27 protein-coding genes and 1 tRNA gene are annotated in these 24,631 nt (G+C 72.8%); 15 read left to right on the top strand and 13 right to left on the bottom strand.

Features of this window, described 5'->3' with window-relative positions; translation table 11 throughout:
• The first annotated feature begins 58 nt into the window (after positions 1 to 58).
• Both ACEPPI_RS05125 and ACEPPI_RS05120 read left to right on the top strand, forming a co-directional pair.
• Entirely contained in the window at positions 59 to 634 is a 576-nt protein-coding gene (locus ACEPPI_RS05125) for a TerD family protein (RefSeq protein ID WP_373914014.1), read from the top strand.
• Between the two features lie 67 nt (positions 635 to 701).
• Positions 702 to 1,217, top strand: coding sequence for a GNAT family N-acetyltransferase (locus ACEPPI_RS05120; RefSeq protein ID WP_373914013.1), 516 nt, complete (start codon positions 702 to 704; stop codon positions 1,215 to 1,217).
• A 4-nt stretch (positions 1,218 to 1,221) separates the two neighbouring features.
• On the opposite strand, the gene ACEPPI_RS05115 is transcribed toward ACEPPI_RS05120, so the two are convergent.
• Together ACEPPI_RS05115 and ACEPPI_RS05110 are read right to left on the bottom strand one after the other, a co-directional pair.
• A complete protein-coding gene (locus ACEPPI_RS05115; RefSeq protein WP_373914056.1) occupies positions 1,222 to 2,598 on the bottom strand; it encodes a M1 family metallopeptidase in 1,377 nt (458 codons plus the stop codon).
• Positions 2,599 to 2,798: 200 nt separating this feature from the next.
• The gene (locus tag ACEPPI_RS05110) at positions 2,799 to 3,341 is read right to left on the bottom strand and encodes a heme-binding protein (protein WP_373914012.1); all 543 of its coding nucleotides are present in this window, start codon (positions 3,339 to 3,341) and stop codon (positions 2,799 to 2,801) included.
• A 364-nt stretch (positions 3,342 to 3,705) separates the two neighbouring features.
• Here ACEPPI_RS05110 and ACEPPI_RS05105 point away from each other — a divergent pair, with 364 nt between their 5' ends.
• The 4 genes from ACEPPI_RS05105 to ACEPPI_RS05090 all read left to right on the top strand — a co-directional run bounded on the left by ACEPPI_RS05105 (position 3,706) and on the right by ACEPPI_RS05090 (position 6,422).
• Positions 3,706 to 4,848, top strand: coding sequence for a sensor histidine kinase (locus ACEPPI_RS05105; RefSeq protein WP_373914055.1), 1,143 nt, complete (start codon positions 3,706 to 3,708; stop codon positions 4,846 to 4,848).
• Positions 4,845 to 5,468, top strand: coding sequence for a response regulator (locus tag ACEPPI_RS05100; protein ID WP_373914011.1), 624 nt, complete (start codon positions 4,845 to 4,847; stop codon positions 5,466 to 5,468). Before ACEPPI_RS05105 ends, ACEPPI_RS05100 begins: the two co-directional genes overlap by 4 nt.
• A gap of 125 nt (positions 5,469 to 5,593) precedes the next feature.
• Positions 5,594 to 5,869 (top strand): hypothetical protein, encoded by a 276-nt coding sequence (locus ACEPPI_RS05095; RefSeq protein ID WP_373914010.1) that lies wholly within the window; start codon positions 5,594 to 5,596, stop codon positions 5,867 to 5,869.
• A gap of 49 nt (positions 5,870 to 5,918) precedes the next feature.
• Entirely contained in the window at positions 5,919 to 6,422 is a 504-nt protein-coding gene (locus tag ACEPPI_RS05090) for a hypothetical protein (RefSeq protein ID WP_030232416.1), read from the top strand.
• 69 nt (positions 6,423 to 6,491) lie between these two features.
• Here the strand turns inward: ACEPPI_RS05090 and ACEPPI_RS05085 are convergent, their stop codons facing one another.
• Positions 6,492 to 7,190 (bottom strand): pentapeptide repeat-containing protein, encoded by a 699-nt coding sequence (locus ACEPPI_RS05085; RefSeq protein WP_373914009.1) that lies wholly within the window; start codon positions 7,188 to 7,190, stop codon positions 6,492 to 6,494.
• A gap of 85 nt (positions 7,191 to 7,275) precedes the next feature.
• Here ACEPPI_RS05085 and ACEPPI_RS05080 point away from each other — a divergent pair, with 85 nt between their 5' ends.
• Positions 7,276 to 8,268, top strand: coding sequence for a zinc-binding dehydrogenase (locus ACEPPI_RS05080; protein ID WP_373914054.1), 993 nt, complete (start codon positions 7,276 to 7,278; stop codon positions 8,266 to 8,268).
• 83 nt (positions 8,269 to 8,351) lie between these two features.
• On the opposite strand, the gene ACEPPI_RS05075 is transcribed toward ACEPPI_RS05080, so the two are convergent.
• The 3 genes from ACEPPI_RS05075 to ACEPPI_RS05065 all read right to left on the bottom strand — a co-directional run bounded on the left by ACEPPI_RS05075 (position 8,352) and on the right by ACEPPI_RS05065 (position 10,582).
• A complete protein-coding gene (locus ACEPPI_RS05075; RefSeq protein ID WP_373914053.1) occupies positions 8,352 to 8,828 on the bottom strand; it encodes an N-acetyltransferase family protein in 477 nt (158 codons plus the stop codon).
• Between the two features lie 98 nt (positions 8,829 to 8,926).
• The gene (locus tag ACEPPI_RS05070; RefSeq protein WP_373914008.1) at positions 8,927 to 9,832 is read right to left on the bottom strand and encodes an aminoglycoside phosphotransferase family protein; all 906 of its coding nucleotides are present in this window, start codon (positions 9,830 to 9,832) and stop codon (positions 8,927 to 8,929) included.
• An 18-nt stretch (positions 9,833 to 9,850) separates the two neighbouring features.
• Positions 9,851 to 10,582 carry a thioredoxin domain-containing protein gene (locus ACEPPI_RS05065; RefSeq protein ID WP_373914007.1) on the bottom strand — a complete coding sequence of 244 codons (732 nt, stop codon included), beginning with the start codon at positions 10,580 to 10,582 and terminating at the stop codon, positions 9,851 to 9,853.
• A gap of 176 nt (positions 10,583 to 10,758) precedes the next feature.
• On the opposite strand from ACEPPI_RS05065, the gene ACEPPI_RS05060 reads away from it, so the two are divergent.
• Positions 10,759 to 12,138 (top strand): NAD(P)/FAD-dependent oxidoreductase, encoded by a 1,380-nt coding sequence (locus tag ACEPPI_RS05060; RefSeq protein ID WP_373914006.1) that lies wholly within the window; start codon positions 10,759 to 10,761, stop codon positions 12,136 to 12,138.
• Positions 12,139 to 12,221: 83 nt separating this feature from the next.
• On the opposite strand, the gene ACEPPI_RS05055 is transcribed toward ACEPPI_RS05060, so the two are convergent.
• A tRNA-Thr gene (locus ACEPPI_RS05055) sits at positions 12,222 to 12,298 on the bottom strand.
• A 132-nt stretch (positions 12,299 to 12,430) separates the two neighbouring features.
• Here ACEPPI_RS05055 and ACEPPI_RS05050 point away from each other — a divergent pair.
• The 6 genes from ACEPPI_RS05050 (at position 12,431) to ACEPPI_RS05025 (ending at position 16,761) form a co-directional block, all read left to right on the top strand.
• Positions 12,431 to 12,643, top strand: coding sequence for a helix-turn-helix domain-containing protein (locus ACEPPI_RS05050; protein WP_373914005.1), 213 nt, complete (start codon positions 12,431 to 12,433; stop codon positions 12,641 to 12,643).
• Between the two features lie 84 nt (positions 12,644 to 12,727).
• A complete protein-coding gene (locus ACEPPI_RS05045; RefSeq protein ID WP_373914004.1) occupies positions 12,728 to 13,261 on the top strand; it encodes a hypothetical protein in 534 nt (177 codons plus the stop codon).
• Positions 13,221 to 13,820 (top strand): RNA-guided endonuclease TnpB family protein, encoded by a 600-nt coding sequence (locus ACEPPI_RS05040; protein ID WP_373914052.1) that lies wholly within the window; start codon positions 13,221 to 13,223, stop codon positions 13,818 to 13,820. Before ACEPPI_RS05045 ends, ACEPPI_RS05040 begins: the two co-directional genes overlap by 41 nt.
• 385 nt (positions 13,821 to 14,205) lie before the next feature.
• Positions 14,206 to 15,300, top strand: a complete 1,095-nt coding sequence (locus ACEPPI_RS05035) for a sn-glycerol-3-phosphate ABC transporter ATP-binding protein UgpC (protein WP_266840693.1) — start codon at positions 14,206 to 14,208, stop codon at positions 15,298 to 15,300.
• Positions 15,301 to 15,505: 205 nt separating this feature from the next.
• Entirely contained in the window at positions 15,506 to 15,919 is a 414-nt protein-coding gene (locus ACEPPI_RS05030; protein WP_373914003.1) for a hypothetical protein, read from the top strand.
• Positions 15,920 to 15,972: 53 nt separating this feature from the next.
• Positions 15,973 to 16,761 carry an NDP-sugar synthase gene (locus tag ACEPPI_RS05025; protein ID WP_373914002.1) on the top strand — a complete coding sequence of 263 codons (789 nt, stop codon included), beginning with the start codon at positions 15,973 to 15,975 and terminating at the stop codon, positions 16,759 to 16,761.
• 117 nt (positions 16,762 to 16,878) lie between these two features.
• Here the strand turns inward: ACEPPI_RS05025 and ACEPPI_RS05020 are convergent, their stop codons facing one another.
• From ACEPPI_RS05020 to ACEPPI_RS04995, 6 genes are all read right to left on the bottom strand, one after another.
• Positions 16,879 to 18,453 carry a DoxX family membrane protein gene (locus tag ACEPPI_RS05020; protein WP_373914001.1) on the bottom strand — a complete coding sequence of 525 codons (1,575 nt, stop codon included), beginning with the start codon at positions 18,451 to 18,453 and terminating at the stop codon, positions 16,879 to 16,881.
• Positions 18,454 to 18,671: 218 nt separating this feature from the next.
• Positions 18,672 to 19,643 carry a 23S rRNA (guanosine(2251)-2'-O)-methyltransferase RlmB gene (rlmB, locus tag ACEPPI_RS05015; RefSeq protein ID WP_266840687.1) on the bottom strand — a complete coding sequence of 324 codons (972 nt, stop codon included), beginning with the start codon at positions 19,641 to 19,643 and terminating at the stop codon, positions 18,672 to 18,674.
• 113 nt (positions 19,644 to 19,756) lie between these two features.
• A complete protein-coding gene (cysS, locus tag ACEPPI_RS05010) occupies positions 19,757 to 21,160 on the bottom strand; it encodes a cysteine--tRNA ligase (RefSeq protein WP_373914000.1) in 1,404 nt (467 codons plus the stop codon).
• 223 nt (positions 21,161 to 21,383) lie between these two features.
• Complete coding sequence (gene ispF / locus ACEPPI_RS05005; protein WP_373913999.1) at positions 21,384 to 21,905, bottom strand: 2-C-methyl-D-erythritol 2,4-cyclodiphosphate synthase; 522 nt, start codon at positions 21,903 to 21,905, stop codon at positions 21,384 to 21,386.
• The gene (gene ispD / locus ACEPPI_RS05000) at positions 21,895 to 22,641 is read right to left on the bottom strand and encodes a 2-C-methyl-D-erythritol 4-phosphate cytidylyltransferase (protein WP_373913998.1); all 747 of its coding nucleotides are present in this window, start codon (positions 22,639 to 22,641) and stop codon (positions 21,895 to 21,897) included. Before ispD ends, ispF begins: the two co-directional genes overlap by 11 nt.
• 263 nt (positions 22,642 to 22,904) lie before the next feature.
• Positions 22,905 to 23,387 carry a CarD family transcriptional regulator gene (locus ACEPPI_RS04995; protein WP_003953493.1) on the bottom strand — a complete coding sequence of 161 codons (483 nt, stop codon included), beginning with the start codon at positions 23,385 to 23,387 and terminating at the stop codon, positions 22,905 to 22,907.
• A 554-nt stretch (positions 23,388 to 23,941) separates the two neighbouring features.
• Here ACEPPI_RS04995 and ACEPPI_RS04990 point away from each other — a divergent pair.
• Positions 23,942 to 24,625 (top strand): DUF461 domain-containing protein, encoded by a 684-nt coding sequence (locus tag ACEPPI_RS04990; protein ID WP_373913997.1) that lies wholly within the window; start codon positions 23,942 to 23,944, stop codon positions 24,623 to 24,625.
• The last annotated feature ends 6 nt before the right edge of the window (positions 24,626 to 24,631 follow it).

The raw sequence follows: 24,631 nt of genomic DNA, 5'->3' as shown, positions 1-24,631 counted from the left end.
GTACCGTGGCCACGACCACTGAGCGCGGTCATGTGACGAGGAAGGGACACCAGTCAAAATGGCAGTAAGCCTGTCCAAGGGCGGCAACGTTTCGCTCACGAAGGAGGCCCCCGGCCTCAGCGCCGTCACGGTCGGCCTCGGCTGGGACGTCCGTACGACGACCGGTGTCGACTTCGACCTGGACGCCTCGGCCATCGCGGTCAACGTGACCGGCAAGGTCGTCTCCGACGGTCACTTCGTGTTCTTCAACAACAAGTCCACCCCGGACCAGACCATCGTGCACACCGGCGACAACCGCACCGGTGAGGGCTCGGGCGACGACGAGTCCATCAACGTCAACCTCGCCGGCCTGCCCGCCGACGTGGACAAGATCGTCTTTCCGGTCTCGATCTACGACGCCGAGTCCCGCAGCCAGAACTTCGGCCAGGTCCGCAACGCCTACATCCGCGTCGTGAACCAGGCCGGCGGCGCCGAGATCGCCCGCTACGACCTCTCCGAGGACGCCGCCACCGAGACCGCCATGGTCTTCGGCGAGCTCTACCGCAACGGTGCCGAGTGGAAGTTCCGCGCGGTCGGCCAGGGCTACGCCTCCGGCCTCACCGGCATCGCCCAGGACTTCGGCGTCAACGTCTGATCCGCGCCCGGTCTGCCGAACCCCCCTGCCCCGGGACCGGGCAGGGGGTTTCGCTACCGTTCGACGGGTGATCCTGCAACCGCTCGTGCCCGTGGACGGCGCCCTGCCGGGCCCGGTCCTCACCGAGATCGCCACGCTCTACGCGACGAACCGCGCGTTCTTCGAACTGAGCGGCGACTTCCCGGACCCCGCCCGCATCACCGTCGAGCAGGTCGCCGCCGCGCTCGCCGACGAACTCGCCACCGACAGCGCCGAGGTGCTCCTGGCCCGCTCCGCGGGCCGGCTCGTCGGCCTCGTCGTCACCCTCGCCCACCACCCCGACCCGGCCTCCGGGGACCCGGACCCGTGGATCGGCCTGCTCCTCATCGACTCCACCGCGCACCGCGAGGGCCACGGCCGCACGGTGGCCGGCCTGGTCGAGGACCGCTTCCGCAGCGCCGGGCGCGCGGGCGTACGGATCGCCGTACTGGAGGACAACGCGGCCGGCCTCGCCTTCTGGCAGGCCCAGGGCTACACCGTCCTGCGCCGCGCCAAGGACCGCGAACGGGGGCGCCCGTGCCGGGTGATGCGCAAGGAACTCTGAGGTCCTAGGGGGCGGTGGGACGGTCCTGACCGTAGAGCCAGACGTCCCACACCTTCTTCAGGTCGTGGCCCGTGCGCCGCTGCGCGTACGCCGTGAAGTCGGCCGTGCTCGCGTTCCCGTGCCGGTGGTCGGCGGCCCAGCCGCGCAGCAGGTCGAAGAACGCGGGGTCGCCGACCTCCTGGCGGATCCGTTGGAGCACCATCGCGCCCCGGTAGTACACCGGATCGTCGGAGATGTGCTCCGGTCCGGGCGGGGAGCCCGGTGGGAAGGCCGCCCAGTCGCCGTCCGCGTGCGGGTCGACCGAGGTGTCGCCGGCCAGGAAGGCGTCGAAGCGCCGCTGCGCGCTCACCCCGCCGTGCTCCTCCGACCACAGCCACTCCGCGTAGGTGGCGAAGCCCTCGTTGAGCCACATGTCCTTCCAGGACTTCGGTGACACCGAGTCCCCGAACCACTGGTGCGCCAGCTCGTGCAGGACCAGTCCCTCGTCGGGAGCGCCCGAGTAGACCGGCTTGGTCTGCGTCTCCAGCGCGTAGGTGAGGGTCTGCGCCGGCATCACGATCGAACCGACGCTGCCGAAGGGGTAGGGACCGAACTTCGCGGTCCCCCAGTCCACGATCTGCGGCAGCCGGGCCAGCGCGGCCTCGCTGCCCGCCGCCTCGCCGGGCGCGACCGCGTCGTAGACCGGGACGCCCGAGGGGGTCCGGCCCGCCGTCACCTTGAACCGGCCGATGGCGACGGTCGCGAGGTAGCTCGCCATCGGCTCGGGGCTGTGCCACGCGAACTCGGTCTGTCCGTCCGCCACTTCCTTGCGGGAGCGCAGCTCGCCGTTGGACACGGCCTCGTAGCCGTGCGGGACGGTGACGGTGATGTCGTACGTGGCCTTGTCGCTGGGGTGGTGGTTGCCGGGGAACCAGCCCATCGACCCCACGGGCTCACCGACCGCCACGGCGCCGTCCTGGCCCGCGATCCAGCCCTCCTTGGAGCCGTCCGGGTCGACCACGGGCTTGGGGCGGCCGCCGTAGTCGATCTCCGTACGGAAGACCTCGCCCTTCTTCAGGTCCTTGGCCGGGCGGACCGTCAGCTCGTTGCCGGTCCGGTTGTAACGGGCGCCGGTGCCCTGGACGTCCACGCTCTCGACCTTGAGGCCGCTCAGGTCCAGGTTGAAGGAGCTGAGGCCCTGTTCGGCGCGGGCGGTGATGACGGCGGTGGCGTGCAGCAGGCCGTCGGCGGGGTCGTAGGCGAGGTCGAGGTCGTAGTGCTCGACCTGGTAGCCGCCGTTGCCGGCGCGGGGGAAGTACGGGTCGCGCAGCCCGGACGCGCCGGGCCGCCCCTGCACGGTGGCGCCCGTACATCCCGTGGCCAGGACGGCCAGGGAGAGCAGGGCGGCGAGTGCGGGGGCGGCGAGGCGGGTGAGGCCGGTGCGGCGGGCGAGGCCGGTGCGGCGGGCGAGGCCGGTGCGGCGGGCGAGGCCGGTGCGGCCGGGGAGCGCGGGGTGTTCCACGGGTTCGATCCTAAGCCGGTGCCCCGGACGGGGGGCGGGGCCGCGGTCGGGCGCCGACGGAGCCACCCGGTCGCTGATCCCTACTTCTCGCCGAGGGCGTCGGCGCCGGCCTTGGCGAACTTCTCGTCCAGGTCGCCGCTCGGGGCGCCGGCCACGCCGATGCCGGCGACCGGGGCGCCCTTGGCCTGCACCGGGGTGCCACCGGCGAGGAAGAGGGTGCCGGGGATGTCCTTCAGGTTCGGGGTCTGCGCGAGGCGGCCCGCGAGCACCGAGGTCGGGGCGTTCCAGGACACGGCGGTGAAGGCCTTGCGCTGCGCCGACTCGTACGACTGCGGGCCCGCGCCGTCGCCGCGCAGGGTGACGATGGTGTTGCCGTTGCGGTCCACCACCGCGACCGTCACCTTCTGGTTCTCCTTCTCCGCCGCGTGGAGCGCGGCCTGGGCGGCGCGGGTGGCGGCATCGACGGTGAGGTGGGTGGAGGTGGTGAAGTTCCGGTCGTCGTCCTTCTTGGCCGCGGCCTGGACGGGGGCGGGGGTGGCGCTCGCGCTGACGGCGCCGAAGGTCCCGGCGCCGAGGGCGACGGCGAGGGCGGTACCGGTGAGGACGCGGGTGCGGGTGTTCATGGCTGCTGCTCCTGGTGGTCATCGGCTCGACTGGCTGCTCCAAGCCTCCGCCGGAACCACCCCCGCTTCCGTCCCCGTACCGGCTCGCGGCAACGAGCGCACCGGTTGACGCGGGGGTCATCCGATCGGTCGATGCGGGGGCCCTGGCCGGGCGGTTCTCCTGGGGGGCGGGGTCGCGGTTGCCGGGGTCGGGGCCGGGGCGGGGTGCCGTCCGGGACTGCACCCCGCCCCGTCCCCGCCCCCGGCCCCGCCAGGGCGACGTCACAATGGATACCGCCCTTCCAGCACCAGGAGCCCCACCGTGCGCAACCCCCCGCGGCCGCACCCCACCACCTCCGACGACACCCGCGGCCTGGCCACCGTCATGCACGCGGCGTTCTTCCTGCTCCTCGGCGCCTCGGTGGCCCGCTTCCTGCTCCGGCACCCCGGCGAACCCCGTACCCCCTGGGTCATCGCCCTCAGCATCGCGCTGGCCCTGCTCTACGTCCTCGGGCCCGCCGTCGGCGCCACCCGTACGCTGCCCGCCGCCGCGCCCCCGACCCCCCTGCGCCACCGGCTGTGGCTCGGGCTGGTGGTGGCCACCTGGGTCGTGCTCGTCGTCCTCGCGCCGAGCTTCGCCTGGTGCGCCGTCCCCCTCTTCTTCACCGCCCTGCGCACCCTGCCCCCGCGCGCCGCCGTGGTCCTCGTGGCCCTGCTCACCGTCTTCGTCGTAGCGGCCCAGCTCAAGCTGTCCACCGCCTTCGACCCGAACCTCCTGGTCGCCCCGCCCGCCGTCGCCGCCCTCGCCACGGCCGTCTTCGTCCACATGGAGCGCCAGGCGCAGGAGCAGCGCGCGCTGATCGACGACCTGATCCGGACCCGCCGGGAGCTCGCCGCCACCGAGCGCCGCGAGGGCACCCTGGCCGAGCGGCAGCGGCTGTCGATGGAGATCCACGACACCCTGGCCCAGCACCTGTCCAGCCAGCAGATGCTGCTCCAGGCGGCGGACCGCACCTGGGAGAGCGACCCGGGCACCGCCCGCGCGCACGTCCGTACCGCCACGGACATCACCGCGCGCGGCCTGGCCGAGGCGCGCAGGCTCGTCCACGACCTGGCTCCGCCCGAGCTGGAGAACGGCGCCGGCCTGGCCGAGGCGCTGCGCGCGCTGGACGCGGGCCCGGGCGTCGAGGTCCGCTTCCACCTGGAGGGTGCCCCGGTGCCGCTCCCGGACCGCGCCGAATCGGCCCTCCTGCGCATCGCTCAGGGGGCCCTGGCCAACGTCCGCGAGCACTCGGGGGCCCGTACGGCCGCCCTGACCCTGAGCTTCCTCGGCGACCAGGTCGTCCTGGACATCGCGGACGACGGCGCCGGCTTCGCCGAAGCCCGTTCGGCCTCCTCCGGCCGCGGGCACGGCCTCCCGGCGATGCGCGCCCGGGTGCGCCAGCTGGGCGGAACCCTGACGATCGAATCCACCCCGGGCGAGGGCACCGTCCTCTCGGCCGTGATCCCCCTGGAGCCCACCCGATGACGACGATCCTGCTCTGCGACGACCACGTGGTGGTCCGGGCCGGCCTGCTCGCCCTGCTGGGCAGCGAGCCGGACATCGAGGTGCTGGGTGAGGCCGGCAGCGGTGAGGAGGCGGTCGCGCTGGCCGCGAAGCTCCGCCCCGACGTGGTCCTGATGGACCTCCAGCTGGGCGAGGGCATCGACGGGGTCGAGGCCACCCGTCGCATCACCGCCCTGCCGGAGCCGCCGCACGTGCTGGTCCTGACCACGTACGACACGGACGCGGACATCACCCGGGCCATCGGAGCGGGCGCAACGGGCTATCTCCTCAAGGCGGAACGCCCCGAGGAACTGTTCGCCGCCATCCACTCGGCGGCGGCGGGCCGCACCACCCTGTCCGCGCCCGTCGCCAGCCGCGTCATGGCCCACATGCGGGGCACCCGCCCGACGCTCACCGACCGCGAACTGGACATCCTGGGCCAGCTCGCCCGCGGCCTCGGCAACCGGGACATCGCCCGCACCCTGTTCATCAGCGAAGCGACGGTCAAGACCCACCTGGGCCGCATCTACGACAAGCTCGGCGTCGACACCCGCGCGGGCGCGGTCTCGGTGGCCAAGGAACAGCGCCTCCTCCCGTCCTGACGGGATCCGGACACCCGGGCCCGGTCTTCGGACAACCCGGCCCGGTTTTCCGTCGCGGACCTGCCGGACCGGCTCCCCCCGATGGCACGCTCACTCGCGCCACCCCCACCCGCGAAGGAGTTCCCGTGCCCCACCCCACGCCCTCCCGCCGCGCCCGCCTCGCCACCGCCGTCCTCCTCGGCGCCGCCCTCGCCCTCACCACCGGCACGGCGACGGCGAACACCACGCCCACGACACCCACCGGTACCGCTACGGGCACCGGCACCGGCACCGGCACCGGCCAGTACTCCGGCACCGCCGCCCGCACCGCCACCATCCGGTCGGCCGTCGAGCTCTACGGCGCCGCCGCCCCCGAGGTCGCCCGCGTCGCCGCCGCCTGGAAGGCCGTCAACGTCGGCTGACCCCGGCCCACGGCGCCGGGAGGGGCCCGCCCGTGACACCATCGGGGACGTGCTCGACATCGGCTACTCCCTCTCCCGGCGCTTCCCGGACCCCCCGCAGACCGACTACCGCTCGGCGGACGTCCGGACCCTGCGGCACGACCTGTTCTGCGGCGACGTCTACCTCGCGGACACCGTCAAGGACACGGAGGTGTCCACAGCCTGGGGATGGGTGCCGGTCCTCGACTTCGCCTGGGCCCTGTGCGACATCGTCGAGCAGCTCGACGAGGACCCCCGCGGCAGCCGCTCCGCCAACCGCCAGTACGCCGAGCTCGACTTCACCGAATCCGCGGACCGGATGCTCTTCGAGCGCCGCTTCGGCTGGGTCGACATCGAGGCCGACTGGATGGACCCGGAGGAGCCCCCGCTGACCTTCAGCCACCGCCTGCTGCGCCGCGAGGCCCGCGACTTCCTCCACGACCTCATCGCGGACCTCATCGACATGCACGACGGCCTGGCCGACAACCCGATCATCTGGACCCTCCAGTCCCGCTTCCCCCGCGTCCCCGCGTAACCCCACCCGAGCAGACCGGCGGGGCCCCGGCACCCAGGACGCCCGGCGCCCGGCGCGGCCGGGCCTCGCCTACCCCTCCACCCGGAGCCCCAGCTGCGCCGCCAGGGCCGGGGCCAGGTCGAACAGCTGCGCCGGGCTGATCACCGCCCCGGACAGGGCCTCCACCCCGCGCGCGATCCCCAGCTCCGACGCCGCCCGCAGGTCCACGTCCGCCATCCGCGCCCCCGTGAAGTCCGCCCCCCGCACCACGCAGCCCCGGAACTCCACCCGCTCCATCACCGCACCCCCGAAGTCCGGCTCCACCAGCACGCACCCGTCGAAGACCACGTCCTTCAGCCGCGCCGTCCGCAGGTTGAGGTAGTCGATCTTCCCACCCCGTACGAGCACCCGCTCCAGCACCGCCCCGTGCAACTGCGCCCCGCCGAGCCGCGCCTCCACCAGCTCCACGTCCCGCAGCGACGCCCCCGCCAGGTCCGTCCCGACTCCCCGGACCCCCTCCAGCACCGAGTCCAGGATCCGCGCCTTCCCCAGCCCCGCCCCGTCCAGCGCGCACCGGCGCAGCGCGCAGTCCATGAACCGCGCCCCGACGCCCTCCTGTCCCGCCAGATCGAGGTCCGCGAACTCCAGCCCGTCGTAGTCCCCGTCCGGCTCCAGCCCACCGCCCTCCCACGGCACCAGCCCCGGCAGCCGCACCTCCGCCCACCTCGCCGCCTTGACCGTCCCGCCCGCCTTGCCCGCCTGCCCGCGCACCCGCTCGTTCCGCACCATCCCCCCATCGTGACCCACGGGACCGACAACGGAACACCCTTGACCTCAACCACGCTTCAGGTCACAGGCTGGCCGCATGGACACCATGCGCGCCATCCGACTCCACGCCTTCGGCCCCGCCGAGAACCTCTCCTACGAGACCGTCCCCCGCCCCGCCCCCGGCCCCGGCCAGGTCCGCATCGCCGTCGCCTCCGCCGGCGTCCACCTCCTCGACGTCAGCCTCCGCAAGGGCATCGAGGGGCCCCCGGCACCCCTGCCCGCGCTCCCCACCACCCCCGGCCGCGAGGTCGCCGGCACCGTCGACGCCCTCGGCCCCGGCACCGATCCCGCCTGGCTCGGCCGGACCGTCGTCGCCCACCTCGGCTTCGCCCCGGGCGGCTACGCCGAGTACGCCGTCACCGACGCCGGCCGCCTCCACCCCGTCCCCGAGGGCCTCGACACCGCCCAGGCCGTCACCATGATCGGCACCGGCCGCACCACCCTCGGCATCCTCCAGTTCGCCGACCTCGGCCCCGGCTCCACCGCTCTGATCACCGCCGCCGCCGGCGGCATCGGCACCCTGCTCGTCCAATACGCCAAAAACGTCGGCGCCACCGTCGTCGCCCTCGCCGGAGGCCCCGCCAAGACCGCCCTGGCCACCGCCAACGGCGCCGACCTCGCCGTCGACTACACCACCGACGACTGGGCCGACACCGTCCGCGCCCACCACCCCGACGGCGCCACCGTCCTCTTCGACTCCGTCGGCGGCGCCACCGCACGGACCGCCCTCGGCCTCCTCGCCCCCGGCGCCCGCCACCTCGTCCACGGCTGGTCCTCCGGCCCCCTCACCCTCACCGACGCCGAACAGGACGACCTCACCGCCCGCGGCATCACCACCCGCGGCGTCCTCGGCCCCGCCATGCTCGAAGCCGTCGGAGCCCCCGACCCCCTGCGCGTCCTGGAAACCCGCGCCCTCGAAGAAGCCGCCACCGGCCGGCTGCGCCCCGCCGTCGAGCGCTACCCGCTGGCCGAAGCCGCGGCCGCCCACCACGCCCTCGAAACCCGCGCCACCACCGGCAAGGTCGTCCTGGAGCCCTAGCGCTGTGGCCGGACCCCGCCTTCAGGCCGTCCCCCTCCGGATCCCCCGGGCCCGCTCCGCCCGCCCGGATCCGGAGGAAGCGCTCACCGCGCCCCGCCCAGCTCCGCCAGCGCCCCGCCCGTCAGCCGGTACACCGACCACTCCTCCTGCGGCCGCGCGCCCAGGGCCTCGTAGAAGGCGATCGACGGCGCGTTCCACTTCAGCACCGACCACTCCAGCCTCCCGTACCCCCGCTCCCCGCAGATCCGCGCCAACTCCCGCAGCAGCGCCTTCCCGTACCCACCCCCGCGCGCGCCCGGCCGTACGTACAGGTCCTCCAGGTAGATCCCGTGCGCCCCGAGCCACGTCGAGAAGCTCAGGAACCACACCGCGAAGCCGACGACCTCGCCCTCGTCCGTCTCCGCGACGTGCGCGAACGCCGCCGGGCGCTCCCCGAACAGGGCCTCCCGCAGCTGCGCCTCCGTCGCCCGCGCCTCGTGCGGCACCCGCTCGTACGCGGCGAGTTCGCGGATCATGGCCCGGATGACGGGCACGTCGGCGACTTCGGCCTCTCGAATCAACATGCCCGCAGCCTAGGCACGCACCCTCCGCGCCCCCACGGCCCGCACCCCCACCGGCCACCGGCCACCGGCCGCCCCGATCACCGCACGCGGTCCGCTCACCCCCAGCGCACCCCGCGCCCCAACAGCACCTCCGCCACCGCCACTTCCCGCTCCGGCAGCGCCACCTCCCCGTCCTCCACCTCCCACAGACAGTTCTGCACCACCCGCCCCAGCGTCCACGCCCGCGCCCGCTCCCGGTCCAGCCCCACCACCTCCGTCAGCAGGTCGAACCGCCACCCGACCTCCCGCGCCCGGAACCCGTTCACCAGCGCCGGCAGCAACTCGAACCCCGGATCCCCCGCCAGCGGCTTCGGGTCGATCGCCAGCCACGGCTCCCGCGCACCCGCCAGCACGTTGTCGAAGTGCAGGTCCCAGTGCAGCAACCGGTCCCCCGGCTCCCCCGCCACCTCAGCCAGCGCCGCCGCACAGTCCCGCAGCAGCCGCCGCTCCCCCGTGTCCGCCAGCCGCCCGGCCGCCTCCGGAACCCCCGCCAGCAGCCCCGCCGCGACCTCGCCCAGCCCCCGCAGCCCCTCCGGCGCCCGTACCGCCGTCAGCCGCGCCAGCAACTGCGCCACCACCGTCACCGCCGCCCGCGCGTCCCGCTCCACCAGCCCCGACAGGTGCCGCCCCGCGTCCAGCCTCTCCAGCAGCAACGTCCCCGTCGGTACGTCCCACTCCAGCAGCTCCACGCAGCCCCGCCCGCCCCACGCGCGCAGCGCGACCGGCTCCCCCGCGCTCTCCTCGTCCGGGACCAGCAGCTTCAACGCCGCCTCCGTACCGTCCGCCCGCACCACCGGCAGCACCAGGGCCGTCATCCCGTGCATCGCGGGCCCCGTCACCCGCAGCCCCCACCGCTCCAGGAACTCTGCCACCCGCCCCGGCAGCCCCGCGATGAACTCCCGTCCCGCCGCGCCGCCGTACCGCAGCTGCACCTCGACCAACTCGGCCGGAATCTCCACCATGGGCCCGACCCTACGCAGCTACACCCCCACGCCCGCGTCCTTGAGGGTCCGCGCGAACCCGGCCGCGTCGAACATCGACCCGTCCTTCGCCCCCACCGGCTTCCCGTCCAGCAGCACCGCCGGCGTCCCCTGCATCCCCGTCGCCTCGAATCCCTTCTCCGCCCCGGCGACCCACCCCGTGTGGGTCCCCTCGGCCACGGCCCGGTCGAAGGCCTCCCCGCGCAGCCCCGGCACCCGCTCGGCGATCCGCAGCAGCAGCTCGTCGGTGAACCGCCCCTTCGGCTGGCTCGCGAAGACCGCCGCGTGGTACTCGGCGAACTTCCCCGCGTCCACCGACGCCCGCAGCGCGTTCACCGCCTTCACCGAACCGCTGGCACCGCCCTGGTCGAGGAAGGAGGCCAGCAGGTACTCGATCCTCACCTGGCCCTCGTCCGCCAGCTTCAGCAGCGTCTCCCCGCCCGCCGCCTCGAACTTCGCGCACGCCCCGCACCGCGGATCCACCAGGACCTGTACGGTGCGCGGCGCGCCGGACCGCCCCACGACCACCTTCGTCCCGTCCACCGCGGCGGGCAGCGTCGCGAGCCGGTCCGCGATCGGGCTGGTCCGCACGACCGCCGAGGCCGACGACCCCGCGTCCGACCCCGCGTCGCCGCCCTCTCCGCAGCCCGCCACCGCGCCGCCCAGCAGCGCCGCCGCCGCCACCGCCGCGACGACCCGTCCCGCGCGCCCTGCCCTCCGTACGCCCAGCATCACCCGACGACACCCTCTCCATAAAAAACCTATAAACCCTAAAACCGACAAACCCCCCTCGACACCCTACGCAACGCCCCGCACCCCCACATCGGCCATCCGGCCAGCCAACGCACCCCGAAACACGACACCCCGTCCCTGGACACCCCTCGGACACCCCGTGTACCAACTCCCCCATGACGATCAACGGCGGTATCTCCTTCTGGTACGCGACCGACACCACCGCCCCCCAGCCACCCCGCGCCCCCCTCACCACCGACGCCACGGCAGACGTCGTCATCGTCGGCGGCGGCTACACCGGCCTGTGGACGGCCTACTACCTCAAGCGCGCCGCCCCCGATCTCCGCGTCACCGTCCTGGAGCAGAAGTTCTGCGGCTACGGGGCCTCCGGCCGCAACGGCGGCTGGCTCTACAACGGCATCGCCGGACGCGACCGCTACGCCGCCCTCCACGGCCACCAGGCCGCCCTGCGCCTCCAGCACGCCATGAACGACACCGTCACCGAGGTCATCGACACCGCCGCCAAGGAGGGCATCGACGCCGACGTCCACCGCGGCGGAGTCCTCGAAGTCGCCCGCACCCCCGCCCAGCTCACCCGCCTCAAGGCCTTCCACGCCGCCGAACTCGGCTTCGGCGAGAGCGACCGGGTCCTCTACGACGCCACCGACACCCGCGCCCACATCGACATCGCCGACGCCGTCGGCTCCAGCTGGACCCCGCACGGAGCCCGCATCCACCCGCTCAAGCTGGTCCGCGGCCTGGCCGCCACCTGCGAGCGCCTCGGCGTGGTCATCCACGAATCCACCCCCGTCACGGAACTCGCCCCCCGCCGGGCCGTCACCCCGTACGGCACGGTCCGCGCCCCGTACGTCCTGCGCTGCACCGAGGGGTTCACCGCCGCCCTCAAGGGCCAGAAGCGCACCTGGCTCCCGATGAACTCCTCGATGATCGCCACGGCCCCCCTCCCGCAGTCCGCCTGGGACTCCCTGGGCTGGTCGGACCGGGCCGTCCTCGGGGACATGGCCCACGCCTACATGTACGCCCAGCGCACCGCCGACGACCGCATCGCGATCGGCGGCCGCGGCATCCCGTACCGCTTCGGCTCGCGCACCGACAACGACGGCCGCACCCAGCCGGCCACCATCGCCTCCCTGTCCTCCCTCCTCTTCTCCTTCTTCCCGCAGCTCACCGGCACGGAGATCACCCACGCCTGGTCGGGCGTCCTCGGCGTACCCCGCGACTGGTGCGCCACCGTCACCCTGGACGCCACCACGGGCCTGGGCTGGGCGGGCGGCTACGTCGGCTCCGGCGTGGCCACCGCCAACCTCGCCGCCCGCACCCTGCGCGACCTGATCCTCGGCGAGAACACCGACCTGACCGCCCTGCCCTGGGTCCACCACCGCGTCCGCCGCTGGGAGCCCGAACCCTTCCGCTGGCTCGGCGTCCACGCCCTCTACGCCGCCTACCGCGAGGCGGACCGCCACGAATCGACCACCCACCGCCCCACGACGACCCCCCTGGCCCGCCTCGCCGACCGCATCTCGGGCCGCGGCTGAGACACACAAAAGGCCCCGGGTGATCACCCGGGGCCTTCCGCTTATGTACGAATTCCCTTGATCAGATGCCCTCTGACCTGGGATGGAGCCCCCTGTCGGATTCGAACCGACGACCTACGCTTTACAAGAGCGTTGCTCTGGCCAGCTGAGCTAAGGAGGCAGGGCCGCCATCACTCTACACAGCGCCCTCTCCCCCAAGCCATCAGATTGAGCCCTCCCCCGTAACCCCTCACGCACACGTTCGTTGAACGTACTGATGTGCCGTTCTGAAGATCAGACCATGGGAGGGGAGATGGCGAACCGAGTAACAGGGGAGGAAGCCCGACGCATCAAGCGCGACCTTCTCGGGGTGGGCGACCGGACCGAACACCGGAAGCGGGCCGTGGCGCCGATGAAGGGGCTGATCGGACAAGCGGGCATGCAGCAGCGCGCCTACCGCTTCCGCTTCTACCCGACCGCCGACCAGGCGGCCCAGCTCACGCAGACCTTCGGCGCCTGCCGCTGAGTCTACAACGAAGGCCTCGCCCTCCGGGTGAAGGCCTGGGAGGACCACCGGGTCTCACTGGGTTGCGCGGAGACCTGCCGGGCCTTGACCGGGTGGAAACGCGTACGGGGGACAGCGTGGCTGAAGGAGACCTCGTCCACGGTCCTCCAGCAGTCCCTGCGGCACCTGGACTCGGCCTTCTCGCGATTCTTCAAGGGCTCGGCGAAGTACCCGCGGAGGAAGTCCAAACACCGCTCGAAGGACTCGGCGACCTACGTCCGCACCGGCTTCCGGCGGGTCGAAGACCCGAACCGTCCCGGTACGGCCTCGGCCACCCTGGCCAAGCAGACGGCGCCACTCGACATCCGCTGGTCGCGCGCGCTTCCCCCGGGGCAGTTACCGGTGAAGCTGAACGTCACCCGGGACCGCGCCGGCCGGTTCTTCCTGTCCGTACTGGTGGAGGAGGCGATCGTCCCGCTGCCCACGATGTTCGTTCGGGGCAGTCGGGAGCCCAAGGCCGTGGGCCTCGACCTCGGCCTCGCGACGCTGGTGACGATGGACGACGGACGATGGGGAAAAGCTCCCGCACCCCCGCCTCCTGGCGAAGTACGAGAAGCAGCTCGCCGCCCTCCAGCGTGACCTGCACCGAAAGCAGAAGGGTTCGAAGAACCGGGGGAAGGTACGGGAGCGGATCGCCCGCCTGTACGCCTCGATCGGTGACGTCCGTCGCGATCAGCTGGACCAGCTGACGACCCGCCTCGTGCACGAGAACCAAGTGCTCGTGGTGGAAGACCTACCGATCCCCAACCTGCTGCGTGCGGCAACGGGCAGGAACAGGCGCCGCAAGGCGGCTCTGAACCGGTCGATCCTCGACGCCGCCTGGGGTGAACTGCTGCGCCGGCTGCGCTACAAATGCGCGTGGTACGGGCGCACCCTGGTCATCGTGGACCGCTTCTTCCCGTCGACCCGGCGCTGCTCCGCTTGCCACACGAAGGGTCCGAAGCTCGACGTATCGGTCCGCGAGTGGACCTGCGCGGAGTGCGGAACCGCCCACGACCGGGACACGAACGCGGCGGTGAACCTCAGGGACGAGGGGATGCGGCTGTACTGGACGGTGGCCATGGCCCTGCCGCCCGGACGCGTACCGCCGAGCGTCATCAAGGCTTCGGAGCTGCTGGACCTCGTACCGGCGGCATAGCGAAGTGAAGCAGTACGGACCGACGGGCCGTCGGCCGCAATGCCTGTGGAGCCTGCGTAGGACCGACCAGGTGCGACCCCCAGGGTCTCGCCGGGCCGGCAGCGGGCGTCGAAACAGGAACCACTGCTCGCGAGGGCGGTGGGGCGTGGGAGTACCACGGCCGAGAAGGCGGTGCTCTGCACGGCTTGGTCAAAAGTGGGGTGCTCTGCCAGGCCAGGTCAAAAGTCAAGCGCTCTGGCATACCCCACCCGGCCCGCGATCCGGCCCGTCAGATTGCTGACAGGAGCCTTCGCAGCCGGTAGCGTCGGACGGAGTCCGCTTACTGGACTAGACCTTCCACTCGGATCGTCCGGCACGTTCCTGCCGGTAGAAGGGATTCATCACCATGGCTTCTGTGACTTTCGACCGCGCGACCCGGCTCTACCCGGGCGGCGACAAGCCCGCCGTCGACCAGCTGGAGCTGGAGATCGAGGACGGCGAGTTCCTCGTCCTCGTCGGCCCCTCCGGCTGTGGCAAGTCCACCTCCCTGCGCATGCTCGCGGGTCTGGAGGACGTCAACGGCGGCGCCATCCGCATCGGCGACCGCGACGTCACGCACCTGCCGCCCAAGGACCGGGACATCGCGATGGTGTTCCAGAACTACGCGCTCTACCCGCACATGACCGTCGCCGACAACATGGGCTTCGCGCTCAAGATCGCCGGTGAGGACAAGGCCACCATCCGCCGCAAGGTGGAGGACGCGGCGAAGATGCTGGACCTCACCCAGTACCTCGACCGCAAGCCCAAGGCGCTCTCCGGCGGTCAGCGCCAGCGCGTCGCGATGGGCCGCGCCATCGTCCGCAAGCCGCAGGTCTTCCTGATGGACGAGCCGCTGTCGAACCTCGACGCCAAGCTCCGCGTGTCCACCCGCACCCAGATCGCCGCCCTCCAGCGCGACCTCGGGATCACCACCGTCTACGTCACCCACGACCAGGTCGAGGCCATGACGATGGGCGACCGCGTGGCGGTCCTCAAGGACGGTCTGCTGCAGCAGGTCGACACCCCGCGCAACATGTACGACCGGCCGGCGAACCTGTTCGTGGCCGGGTTCATCGGCTCCCCCGCCATGAACCTCGTCGAGGTCCCGATCACCGACGGCGGCGTGAAGTTCGGCGCGAGCGTCGTTCCGGTCTCCCGTGCGGCGCTGTCGGCGGCCGCGGACGCCGGCGACCGTACGGTCACCGTGGGCGTGCGCCCCGAGCACTTCGACGTCGGCGACGCGGGCGGCCTGACGATCACCGTCAACGTGGTCGAGGAACTGGGCGCCGACGGCTACGTCTACGGCAGCGCCCTGCTCGGCACCGACAAGACCCCGCAGGACATCGTGGTCCGCGTGGGCGGCCGCCAGGTCCCGGAGAAGGGCTCGACGATGCACCTGGTGCCGCGCGCCGACGAGATCCACGTGTTCTCGACCTCCACCGGTGCCCGCCTGTCCGACTGACGCGTACGTATCCACGCACGCATCGAAGGGGCGTCCCGCCAAGGGGCGCCCCTTCCGCGTCAGTTGCGGACGGCGGCACGAACCGCGGCAGACCGGGCCATTCGGCCGCACCCGTCAACCCTCGATTCGAAAAGCCACGTCGAACCGTCCCCCGACCGGGTGACTAAATGTCGCCAAATCCTCACCGAGCGCTACTCTCGCCCTCGTGACCCACACTGCCCGCCGAATCGGCCGTTCCCTCGCCCTGGTCCTGCCCGTCGTCCTGGTCCTGTCCGGGACCCTCGCGGTCACGATGGTCCCCTGGGCGGACAACTCCCCTTCCCAGATCCTGACCGCCTCCGCCGAGGACGTCTCCGTCCCCGCGAAGCCGCGCGCCGCGCAGGACGTGCTGCGCGACAAGCTGCTCGGTGAAATCCGGCAGGGCGAGGAGCCGGGTGACGTCCTGACCCACCTCCAGCAGGAGGTGGACAAGCGTCCTTCGCTCGCCGACCACTGCGTGGGCATCGCGCGGGCCCTGGGCCGGGCCGCCGTGGACGCGTACGGGCCCACGAGGGCCCAGTCGTTCGCGCGCCCGGTGTGTGACACCTCGTACGCCTCGGGTGTCGCCTCGATGGGCTGACGCCCGCCGCGCCTGCCTCCGCCGGGGCAGGGGCCGTCCCTACGCTGACGGCCATGAGCGATGTTCCCCCCGCACCTCCCGCACCGCCCGTTTCATCCCAACCCACTGACCGCGCGGCCGCGTTCCCGGCCCCGCCCACCCAGGCGGTCGTCCTGGCGGGCGGCCAGGGATCGCGGCTGCGGCCGTATACGGACGACCGGCCGAAGCCGATGGTCGAGATCCCCGGGACGGGACTGCCGATCATCGGGCACCAGCTGGCCTGGCTGGCGGCGGAGGGGGTCACCGACGTCGTCGTCTCCTGCGGGCACCTCGCGTACGTGCTCCAGGAGTGGCTGGCGCACGCCCCGTTGCCGCTGCGCGTGACGACGGTGGTCGAGGAGGAGCCGCTGGGGCGCGGCGGCGGCCTCAAGTACGCCGCACGGCACCTGCCTTACGGTGACCGGCCGTGGTACGCGACCAACGGGGACGTGTGGACGCGGTTCCCGCTGCGCGAGATGGCGGCCTTCCACGAGGAGCGGGGGGCGACGGCGACGCTGGCGCTGGCCCGGCCGCGGATCCCGTGGGGGGTGGTGGAGACGAACGAGTTCGGGCAGGTGCTGGACTTCATCGAGGCGCCGCCGTCGCCGTACCCGGTCAATGCCGGCGTGTACGTGTTCGCCCCCGAATTCACGGCGCTGCTGCCCGATTTGGGGGACCACGAGCGGACGACGTTCCCGCATCTGGCGCGCGAGCGGCGACTGGCGGGCTTTCCGCTGCCGCAGGGGGCCTACTGGCGGGCGATCGACACGGCGAAGGACCTGACCGAGGCGGCGCGGGAGTTGGCGGCGCAGAACGCCGCCTGAGCCTCCTGCGGGCCACGGCCCGCCCACACCCGTCCGGATGGCCCGGGTACGCGGCCCTCGCACGCGGAAGGGCCCGGCGCGCTCGCTGGCGTGCCGGGCCCTTCGGGGTGCGGGGGGTCAGCCGAGGAGGCCGCCGACGAGGCCGGGCTTCTTGGCCGGGGTGTCCCCGCCGCCGCCCCGGCTTCCGGAGGAGGAGGCCGGCGGCTGCTGCGGGCTGGACTGCTTCGGGGTGGTGCTGCGCGGGGTCTGGCCGCTGCCACCGCTCCTGGTGGCGCTGGGGGCCCCGGAGCCGGTGCCGGTGCCGGCGGTCTCCCGGGTGGTGGAGCCGCTGCCGGTGCGGCCGGGCTTGGCGGAGGGGGTGGGGGCGGACGCGGAGGGGGTGGCGGCCTGCTTCGAGGGCTGCTGCTTGACCGCGGGCCCGGACGGCCGGGCGGGGGCCTGGGGCAGCGGGCTGCCGGGGAGGTAGTTGCTGGGGGCCTGGCCGGGGCCGGGGACGGTGACGACGGTGCTGGAGCGGACGGCGCCGCCGAGGACGGAGCCGATGAGGAGGGTGAGCCCGCAGACGACGGTGGCCATCACCGCGCCGCGGCGCAGGACGCGCCGGCGCAGCCTCCAGAGTTCGGCGCGGGGGCCGAGGGTGCGCCAGGCCTCTCCGGAGAGCCGGCCGTCGAGGGAGTAGACGGGCGCGCCGGCGATGATCAGCGGGCTCCAGGCGGCCAGGTAGATGATGTCGGGGGCGTCGTAGGCGGGGACGGTCTTCCAGCTGACCGTCATCAGCAGGGCGGCGGAGAGCAGGGCCCCGATGCAGGCGGCGAACCGCTGCCAGAGGCCGAAGACGGTCAGGACGCCGACGACGACCTGGAAGAAGGCCACGCTGAGGCCGGCTCCCACGGGGTGGGCCAGCGCGAAGTCGCGCAGCGGTTCGGCCAGGGCCCAGGGGTGGAGGGTGTGGAGCCAGCTGACCATGGAGCCGCGTTCGCCGCCGTCGAAGTAGACGGGGTCGCACAGCTTGCCCATGCCGGCGTAGATGGAGATGAAGCCGAGGAAGACGCGCAGCGGGAGCAGCACGACGCCGAGGTTCATGCGGCGGCCGGGGTAGTAGGAGGCCTGGGCGCGGGGGTCGGCGGGACCGCGCCGGGGGTCGGTGTCGGGGTACTGCTGGGGGTACTGCTGGGGGTACTGCTGGGGGTACTGCTGGGGGTACTGCGGGTCGTGCGGCCGGTGGGGCCGGTCCCGTGCGGCGGTCAGCGGACGGGTCTCGTCCGGGTCCCCGTAGGTGCGCTGGCCGATGACGGTGGGGGTGGCGAGGGTGTCGTCGGCGAGGTCGTGCGCGAGGTCGACCCGGGGGATGGTCTGGGTGGCCCCGCCGTCGTATTCGTCGTGTCCGCGGCCGGCCTCCCGCACGGCCTGGAGGAGCCCGCCCGTGGCCGCGGCGTCGCCGGGGGCGGACTTGCCGCTCCAGACGACGGGGGCGCGGCGGCGGGTGGCTCCGGCGGCGGCGACCACGGCGGCGCCGAGTACGGGCGCGCGGCCGGGGGCATTCGCGGGCTTGGAACGCGCGCTCGGGCTCGGTGCGAGCCGCACGCGGAAGCTGGCGTGGTTGACGATGACCTGTGCGGGGTCGCACGGCACCTTGACCATGCTCAGCGCGGGCTGGTCGTCGAACCCTGACGTTCTGGTGTCCACACTCATCTAACCGAGTGATCAGTGTTTAGGACACTGCCTTGACAGCAGGGATCTGTCCGAGACCCGTCAAGATCAAGTCACCCCGCCCGGAAGGGGCGGGGTGACACGCTCACGGGTGACTCCCCGTGAGGCAAGTGGATCAAGCGGCGGGGCGGGCGGGCCTGCGCCGGGGCCGCCGGAAGTACCCGGCCCCGGCGCGTCGGACCCGGCCGGCCCGGGCGCCGTCAGACGCGGCTGGCCTCGGCGCGGCGGCGGGCCGCCTCGTAGAGGACGACGCCCGCGGCGACACCGGCGTTGAGCGACTCGGCGCCGCCCGGCATCGGGATGCGGACGAGGTAGTCGCAGTTCTCGCCGACGAGACGGCCGAGGCCCTTGCCCTCGGAGCCGACGACGATGACGACGGGACCGGCGAGCGCTTCGAGGTCGGCGACGGAGTGCTCGCCCTCGGCGGCCAGGCCGACGATGGCCAGACCGGCCTTCTTGTAGTCCTGGAGGGCCCGGGTCAGGTTGGTGACGCGGGAGACCGGGGTGCGGGCGGCGGTGCCGGCGGAGGTCTTCCAGGCTCCGGCGGTCATGCCGGCGGCGCGGCGCTCGGGGATGACCACGCCGTGGCCGCCGAAGGCGGAGACGGAGCGGACGATCGCACCGAGGTTGCGGGGGTCGGTGACGCCGTCGAGGGCCACGATCAGCGGGTCGTCGCCGTTGTCGTAGGCGTCGGCGGTGAGGTCCTCGGGGTGCGCGTACTCGTACGGCGGGACCTGGAGGACCAGGCCCTGGTGGTTGAGCCCGTTGGTCATGCGGTCGAGCTCGGGGCGCGGGGCTTCCATCAGGTTGATGTTGCCGCGCTCGCCGGCGAGCTGGATGGCCTCGCGGACGCGCTCGTCGTTGTCGATGAACTGCTGGACGTAGAGGGTCGTGGCGGGCACGCCGTCGCGCAGCGCCTCGAAGACCGGGTTGCGGCCGACGACCATCTCGCTGGTGCCCTTGGGGCCGCCGCGGCGCGGGGCGGGGCGGCGCTTGGCGGCCTGGCGGGCCATGGCGCCCGCGATGCGGTTGGCCTTGTGCTTCTTGCGGTCCTCGGCCTTGGGCGTGGGGCCCTTGCCTTCCAGGCCCTTGCGCCGCTGGCCACCGCTGCCGACCGTGGCGCCCTTCTTGTTGGACGTGCGGCGGTTCCTGCGCTGGCTGTTCCCGGCCATGACCTCTACCTGTTTTCGTTGGTGCTGCGATATGTACGTATGAAGAGTGTGCCGCCCGGAAGGCCGGGCGGCACAGTCGGACTGCTCCGGAGGGCCCTGTCGGTCGTACGCGCCTAGCGCGGGCCGAGGGTCCAGCGGGGTCCGGTGGGGCTGTCCTCGATGACCAGGCCGGACTGCTGGAGCTGGTCGCGGATGGCGTCGGCGGTGGCCCAGTCCTTGCGGGAGCGGGCGGACTCGCGCTGCTCCAGGACGAGGCGCACGAGGGTGTCGACGGCGCCGTGCAGGTCCTCGCCGCGGTCGGCCGCCTCGCCGTCCCAGTGCGGGTCGAGCGGGTCCAGGCCGAGGACGCCCAGCATGGCGCGCACCTCCGAGAGACGGGCGATGGCCGCGTCCTTGTCGTCGGCTGCGAGGGCGCTGTTGCCCTGGCGGACCGTGGTGTGGACGATGGCGAGCGCCTGCGGGACGCCCAGGTCGTCGTCCATGGCCTCGGCGAAGCCCGGCGGGACCTCGGCGGCGGCCTCGACGGGCCCGCCCGCCTTCTCGATGACGCGCTGGTAGAAGCCCTCGATGCGGGCGAAGGCGGACTCCGCCTCGCGCAGGGCCTCCTCGCTGTACTCGATCATCGAGCGGTAGTGCGGGGTGCCGAGGTAGTAGCGGAGCACGATCGGGCGCCACTGCTTGACCATCTCGGAGACGAGGACCGAGTTGCCGAGCGACTTGGACATCTTCTCGCCGGACATGGTGACCCAGGCGTTGTGCACCCAGTACTTGGCGAACTCGTCGCCGAAGGCCTGGGCCTGGGCGATCTCGTTCTCGTGGTGCGGGAAGATCAGGTCCAGGCCGCCGCCGTGGATGTCGAAGGCCTCGCCGAGGTACTTGTGCGCCATGGCGGAGCATTCGAGGTGCCAGCCGGGACGGCCGCGGCCCCAGGGGGTCTCCCAGGAGGGCTCGCCGGGCTTGGCGGACTTCCACATGGCGAAGTCGCGCGCGTCGCGCTTGCCGGTCTCGCCGGTGGACTCCGGCTGGCGGATGTTGTCGAGCTCCTGGCGGGAGAGCGAGAGGTAGCCGGGGAAGGACTTCACGTCGAAGTAGACGTTGCCCTCGGACTCGTACGCGTGGCCGCGTTCGATGAGCCCGCGCATCATCTCGATCATCTCGGGGACGTGACCGGTGGCGCGGGGCTCGTAGGTCGGCCGCAGGCAGCCCAGGGCGTCGTAACCGTTGTTGAAGGCCAGCTCGTTGTCGTAGCCGATGGACCACCACGGGCGGCCCTGCTCGGCGGACTTCGCGATGATCTTGTCGTCGATGTCGGTGACGTTGCGGATGAAGGTGACGTCGTAGCCGCGGTACGCGAACCAGCGGCGCATCACGTCGAAGTTCAGGTAGGACCTGATGTGCCCGATGTGCGGGGCGGCCTGCACGGTCGCGCCACAGAGGTAGATCGAGACGCAGCCCGGAACGAGCGGGGTGAAGTCGCGGATCTGCCGGGCGCTGGTGTCGTACAGGCGAATAGTCACGGCATCCAGGGTAGTGGGCCTCTAGCAGTGCCCCGCGACCCTTTGGGTACCCGGGGGCGGGTTTGTTGCCGAAGAGGCGCGGACGCGGGCCCCGCGAGGTCCCGTACGGGCGGTTTACCCGCCTTGCCCGGCCCCTTCCGCCGCCCGCGGCGCCCCGGGCCGCCGCGCGGCCTCGACCGGGCCGCGAGGCCCCGGCCCGGCGGGCCGGGGGCTCCCGGGACGGTCAGACGCGGTAGACGAGCGCCGTGGCGATGGCGGCGAGCCCCTCGGCACGGCCCGTGAGGCCCAGGCCGTCGGTGGTGGTGCCGGAAACGGCGACGGGGGCGCCCGCCGCCGCCGCGAGCGCCTTCTGTGCTTCTTCGCGCCGCTTTCCGATCTTCGGGCGTACGCCGATCACCTGGATCGCGATGTTGCCGATCTCGAACCCCTCGGCGCGCACGATCCGGGCGGCCTCCGCCAGCAGGGTCACGCCCGCGGCGCCGGACCACTCGGGGCGGGAGGTGCCGAAGTGGGCGCCGAGGTCGCCGACCCCGGCGGCCGAGAAGAGGGCGTCACAGGCCGCGTGGGCCGCGACGTCCCCGTCGGAGTGACCGGCGAGACCGTCCTCGCCCTCCCACAGCAGCCCGGCGCACCACAGCTCGCGCCCGGCCTCGAAGGCGTGGACGTCGGTCCCGATCCCGACGAGCGGGATCAGCGGGGCGCCGCTGCCGGCCCGTCCGGCACGGCCTTCGGAATCAGTACGCATCGGTGGCCCTCCTGCGGGCGAGTACGGCCTCGGCGAGGACCAGGTCGAGCGGACGGGTGACCTTGAAGGCCTCTTCGTGGCCGGGGACGACCACGACGGTGACCCCGGTGCGTTCCACCATGCCGGCGTCGTCCGTGGCGCCCTCGCCGCTGACGGCGATGGCCTCGTGGGCGCGCAGCAGGGTGGCGAGGTCGAAGCCCTGCGGGGTCTGTACGGCGCGCAGCCGGGCCCGCTCGGGCGTGGCGACGACCGGTTCGGGCCGGCCGGGCGCGCCGGGCTCGACCTCCTTGACGGTGTCGGCCAGCGGCAGGGCGGGGACCACGGCGGGGGCGCCGTCGCGGACGGCCTCGACGACGGAGTCGACGGTGTCCACGGGGACCAGCGGGCGGGCCGCGTCGTGGATCAGTACGGAGGTGATGTCCGCCGGGAGGGCGTCCAGGCCGGCCCGCACGGACTCCTGGCGGGTGTCCCCGCCGGGGACGACCAGGATCTCGGTGCGCTCGGGCAGCGCGTGCTCGTCCAGCAGGTTCCGCACCTCGGCGGTCCCGTCGGACGGCGCGACGACCACGACGAGGGACACCGCGCGGGAGCGGGCCATGGCGCGGACGGCGTGGATCAGCATCGGCGTCCCGCCGAGGGCCCGCAGGGCCTTGGGCGCGCCGGGGCCGAGGCGTACCCCGCGTCCGGCGGCCGGGATCACCGCGGCGGTGCGGTGGGGGCGCGATTGGTCAGACATCAGTAGTAGCTCCGGGCCAGGTTTGTGACTTCGGCCGACATGGGTATGGCCTGAAGGGTGCCGGGTGCGACGCCCTCGCCCCTTCCGTGACGACCGGTCGAGCCGGCTGGCCGGGCCCGGCACGCCAGAAGCAGGCCTACGGGTCTGTGCCTAAGGGTCCGTGGACGTGGATGCAGACATGCCGCAGCGCCCGGCAACGACCCCCTCGTGGAGGAGGGGGTCCGTCATCGGGCACCGCGGCACACTGTGGTTCGGTTCGAGCGTCAGGACGCGAGAACCTCGTCGAGGAGGGCCTCGGCCTTGTCCTCGTTGGTGTTTTCGGCGAGCGCGAGCTCGCTCACCAGAATCTGGCGCGCCTTCGCGAGCATGCGCTTCTCACCCGCGGAAAGCCCGCGCTCACGCTCACGACGCCACAGGTCACGCACCACTTCGGCGACCTTGATGACATCGCCAGAAGCGAGCTTCTCCAGATTTGCCTTGTAGCGCCGGGACCAGTTCGTCGGCTCTTCTGCGTACGGTGCGCGGAGCACCTCGAAGACCCGGTCCAGCCCGTCCTGGCCGACTACGTCGCGAACGCCGACGAACTCCGCATTGTCCGCAGGCACACGAACCGTCAGGTCGCCCTGGGCGACCTTGAGCACCAAGTAGGTCTTGTCCACGCCTTTGATCTGGCGAGTTTCGATGGCCTCGATCAGCGCGGCCCCGTGATGGGGATAGACCACGGTGTCGCCAACCTTGAACGTCATGTGACAGGTACCCCTTCCGTGGCTATCCAGGGTAACACGAGAACTGACTGTTATGAATGGCGTTTTCGCAGGTCAGGGCACATCTCGGGGCTTGACAACAGCGACACGAACGTGCTGCGAAGGGCTTCCGGAAGGGGGTATTCGCAGGTCGGAGGCGCTGTACGGACCGGCCGAATCGACCACGTTACACCTGACGGAGGAGCTCACGAGTGTGACGTACGTCCCGTTTTGCCGGGTTCTGGGACCGGAAGCCGAAGTACTCCGTTCGACTGGCGGGCACGCGTACGGAGCGGGTTCCGGCCCAATCCTGAATTGATCACGGATCCGCGTTCGAGGGAATCCGGAAATTGATCACCGCGCGGCGTCCGGAGGTTATGGAGAATGCAAGATCGCGGGGCGGGCACGCCGCGGGGCGCGCGGAGCGGAGGGTCGGGTGCGGGGGCGGGGCGGCGGCTCGGTAACCTAAGCGCGCTGACACACCCTTAGGGCGGCTTTACCTCGGCCGTCCCGAGAGCCCACCCTCCCGTCCGTACGTCCTAGGAGTTGCCGCAGCCGTGAGCCGCAGCCTTCGACGCGGCGCCCTCGCCGCTACCGCCATCGTGTTCTCGATCGCCTCGCTCGCCGCGTGCGGTGCCGGCAATGACGCGCAGACTCTCCAGATCAAGCCGGACAACGCCGCCGCCACCAAGGGCGACATCAAGGTCCAGAACGTACTGGTGATCAGCCAGGGCGAGAAGGGCAAGAAGGGGCCGGCCTCCGTCTCGGCGACCGTCTTCAACACCGGTGAGAAGCCGCAGGTCCTCAGCGGCATCACCCTGCCGGCCACCAAGTCCAAGGTGGTCCTGAAGGGCGCCGGCGGCGCCGACAAGATCATCGTGCCCCCGAACGGCTCCGTGGTCCTGGGCGGCAAGGGCAACGCCTCCGCCTCCATCGAGGGCGGTGTCGCCTCCGCGGTGGAAGCGGGCAACGTCGAGGCAGTCGTCTTCCAGCTGAGCAGCACCGGTGACGTGCCCGTGGGCGCGCAGGTCGTGCCCGCCACCGGCATGTACGCCGGCTTCGGCCCGACCGAGGCCCCGGCCGCCGCGGGCTCCGCCCCGTCGGGCTCCCCCTCCGGTTCCCCCTCGGGCTCCCCGTCCGGCTCCCCCTCGGGCACGCCGTCGGGCGCCGCGTCGGGCGCCGCGGGCGCCTCCGGTACCCCGTCGCCGTCGGGCAGCGCCTCGCACGCCGCCGGCCACTGACGCCGC

Origin of the sequence: Streptomyces sp. AB3(2024) (genome assembly GCF_041862025.1) — a bacterium.
Classification (GTDB): domain Bacteria; phylum Actinomycetota; class Actinomycetes; order Streptomycetales; family Streptomycetaceae; genus Streptomyces.
Note: the sequence above shows the minus strand (reverse complement) of the source record. Positions and strands in the feature narration are given on the sequence as shown.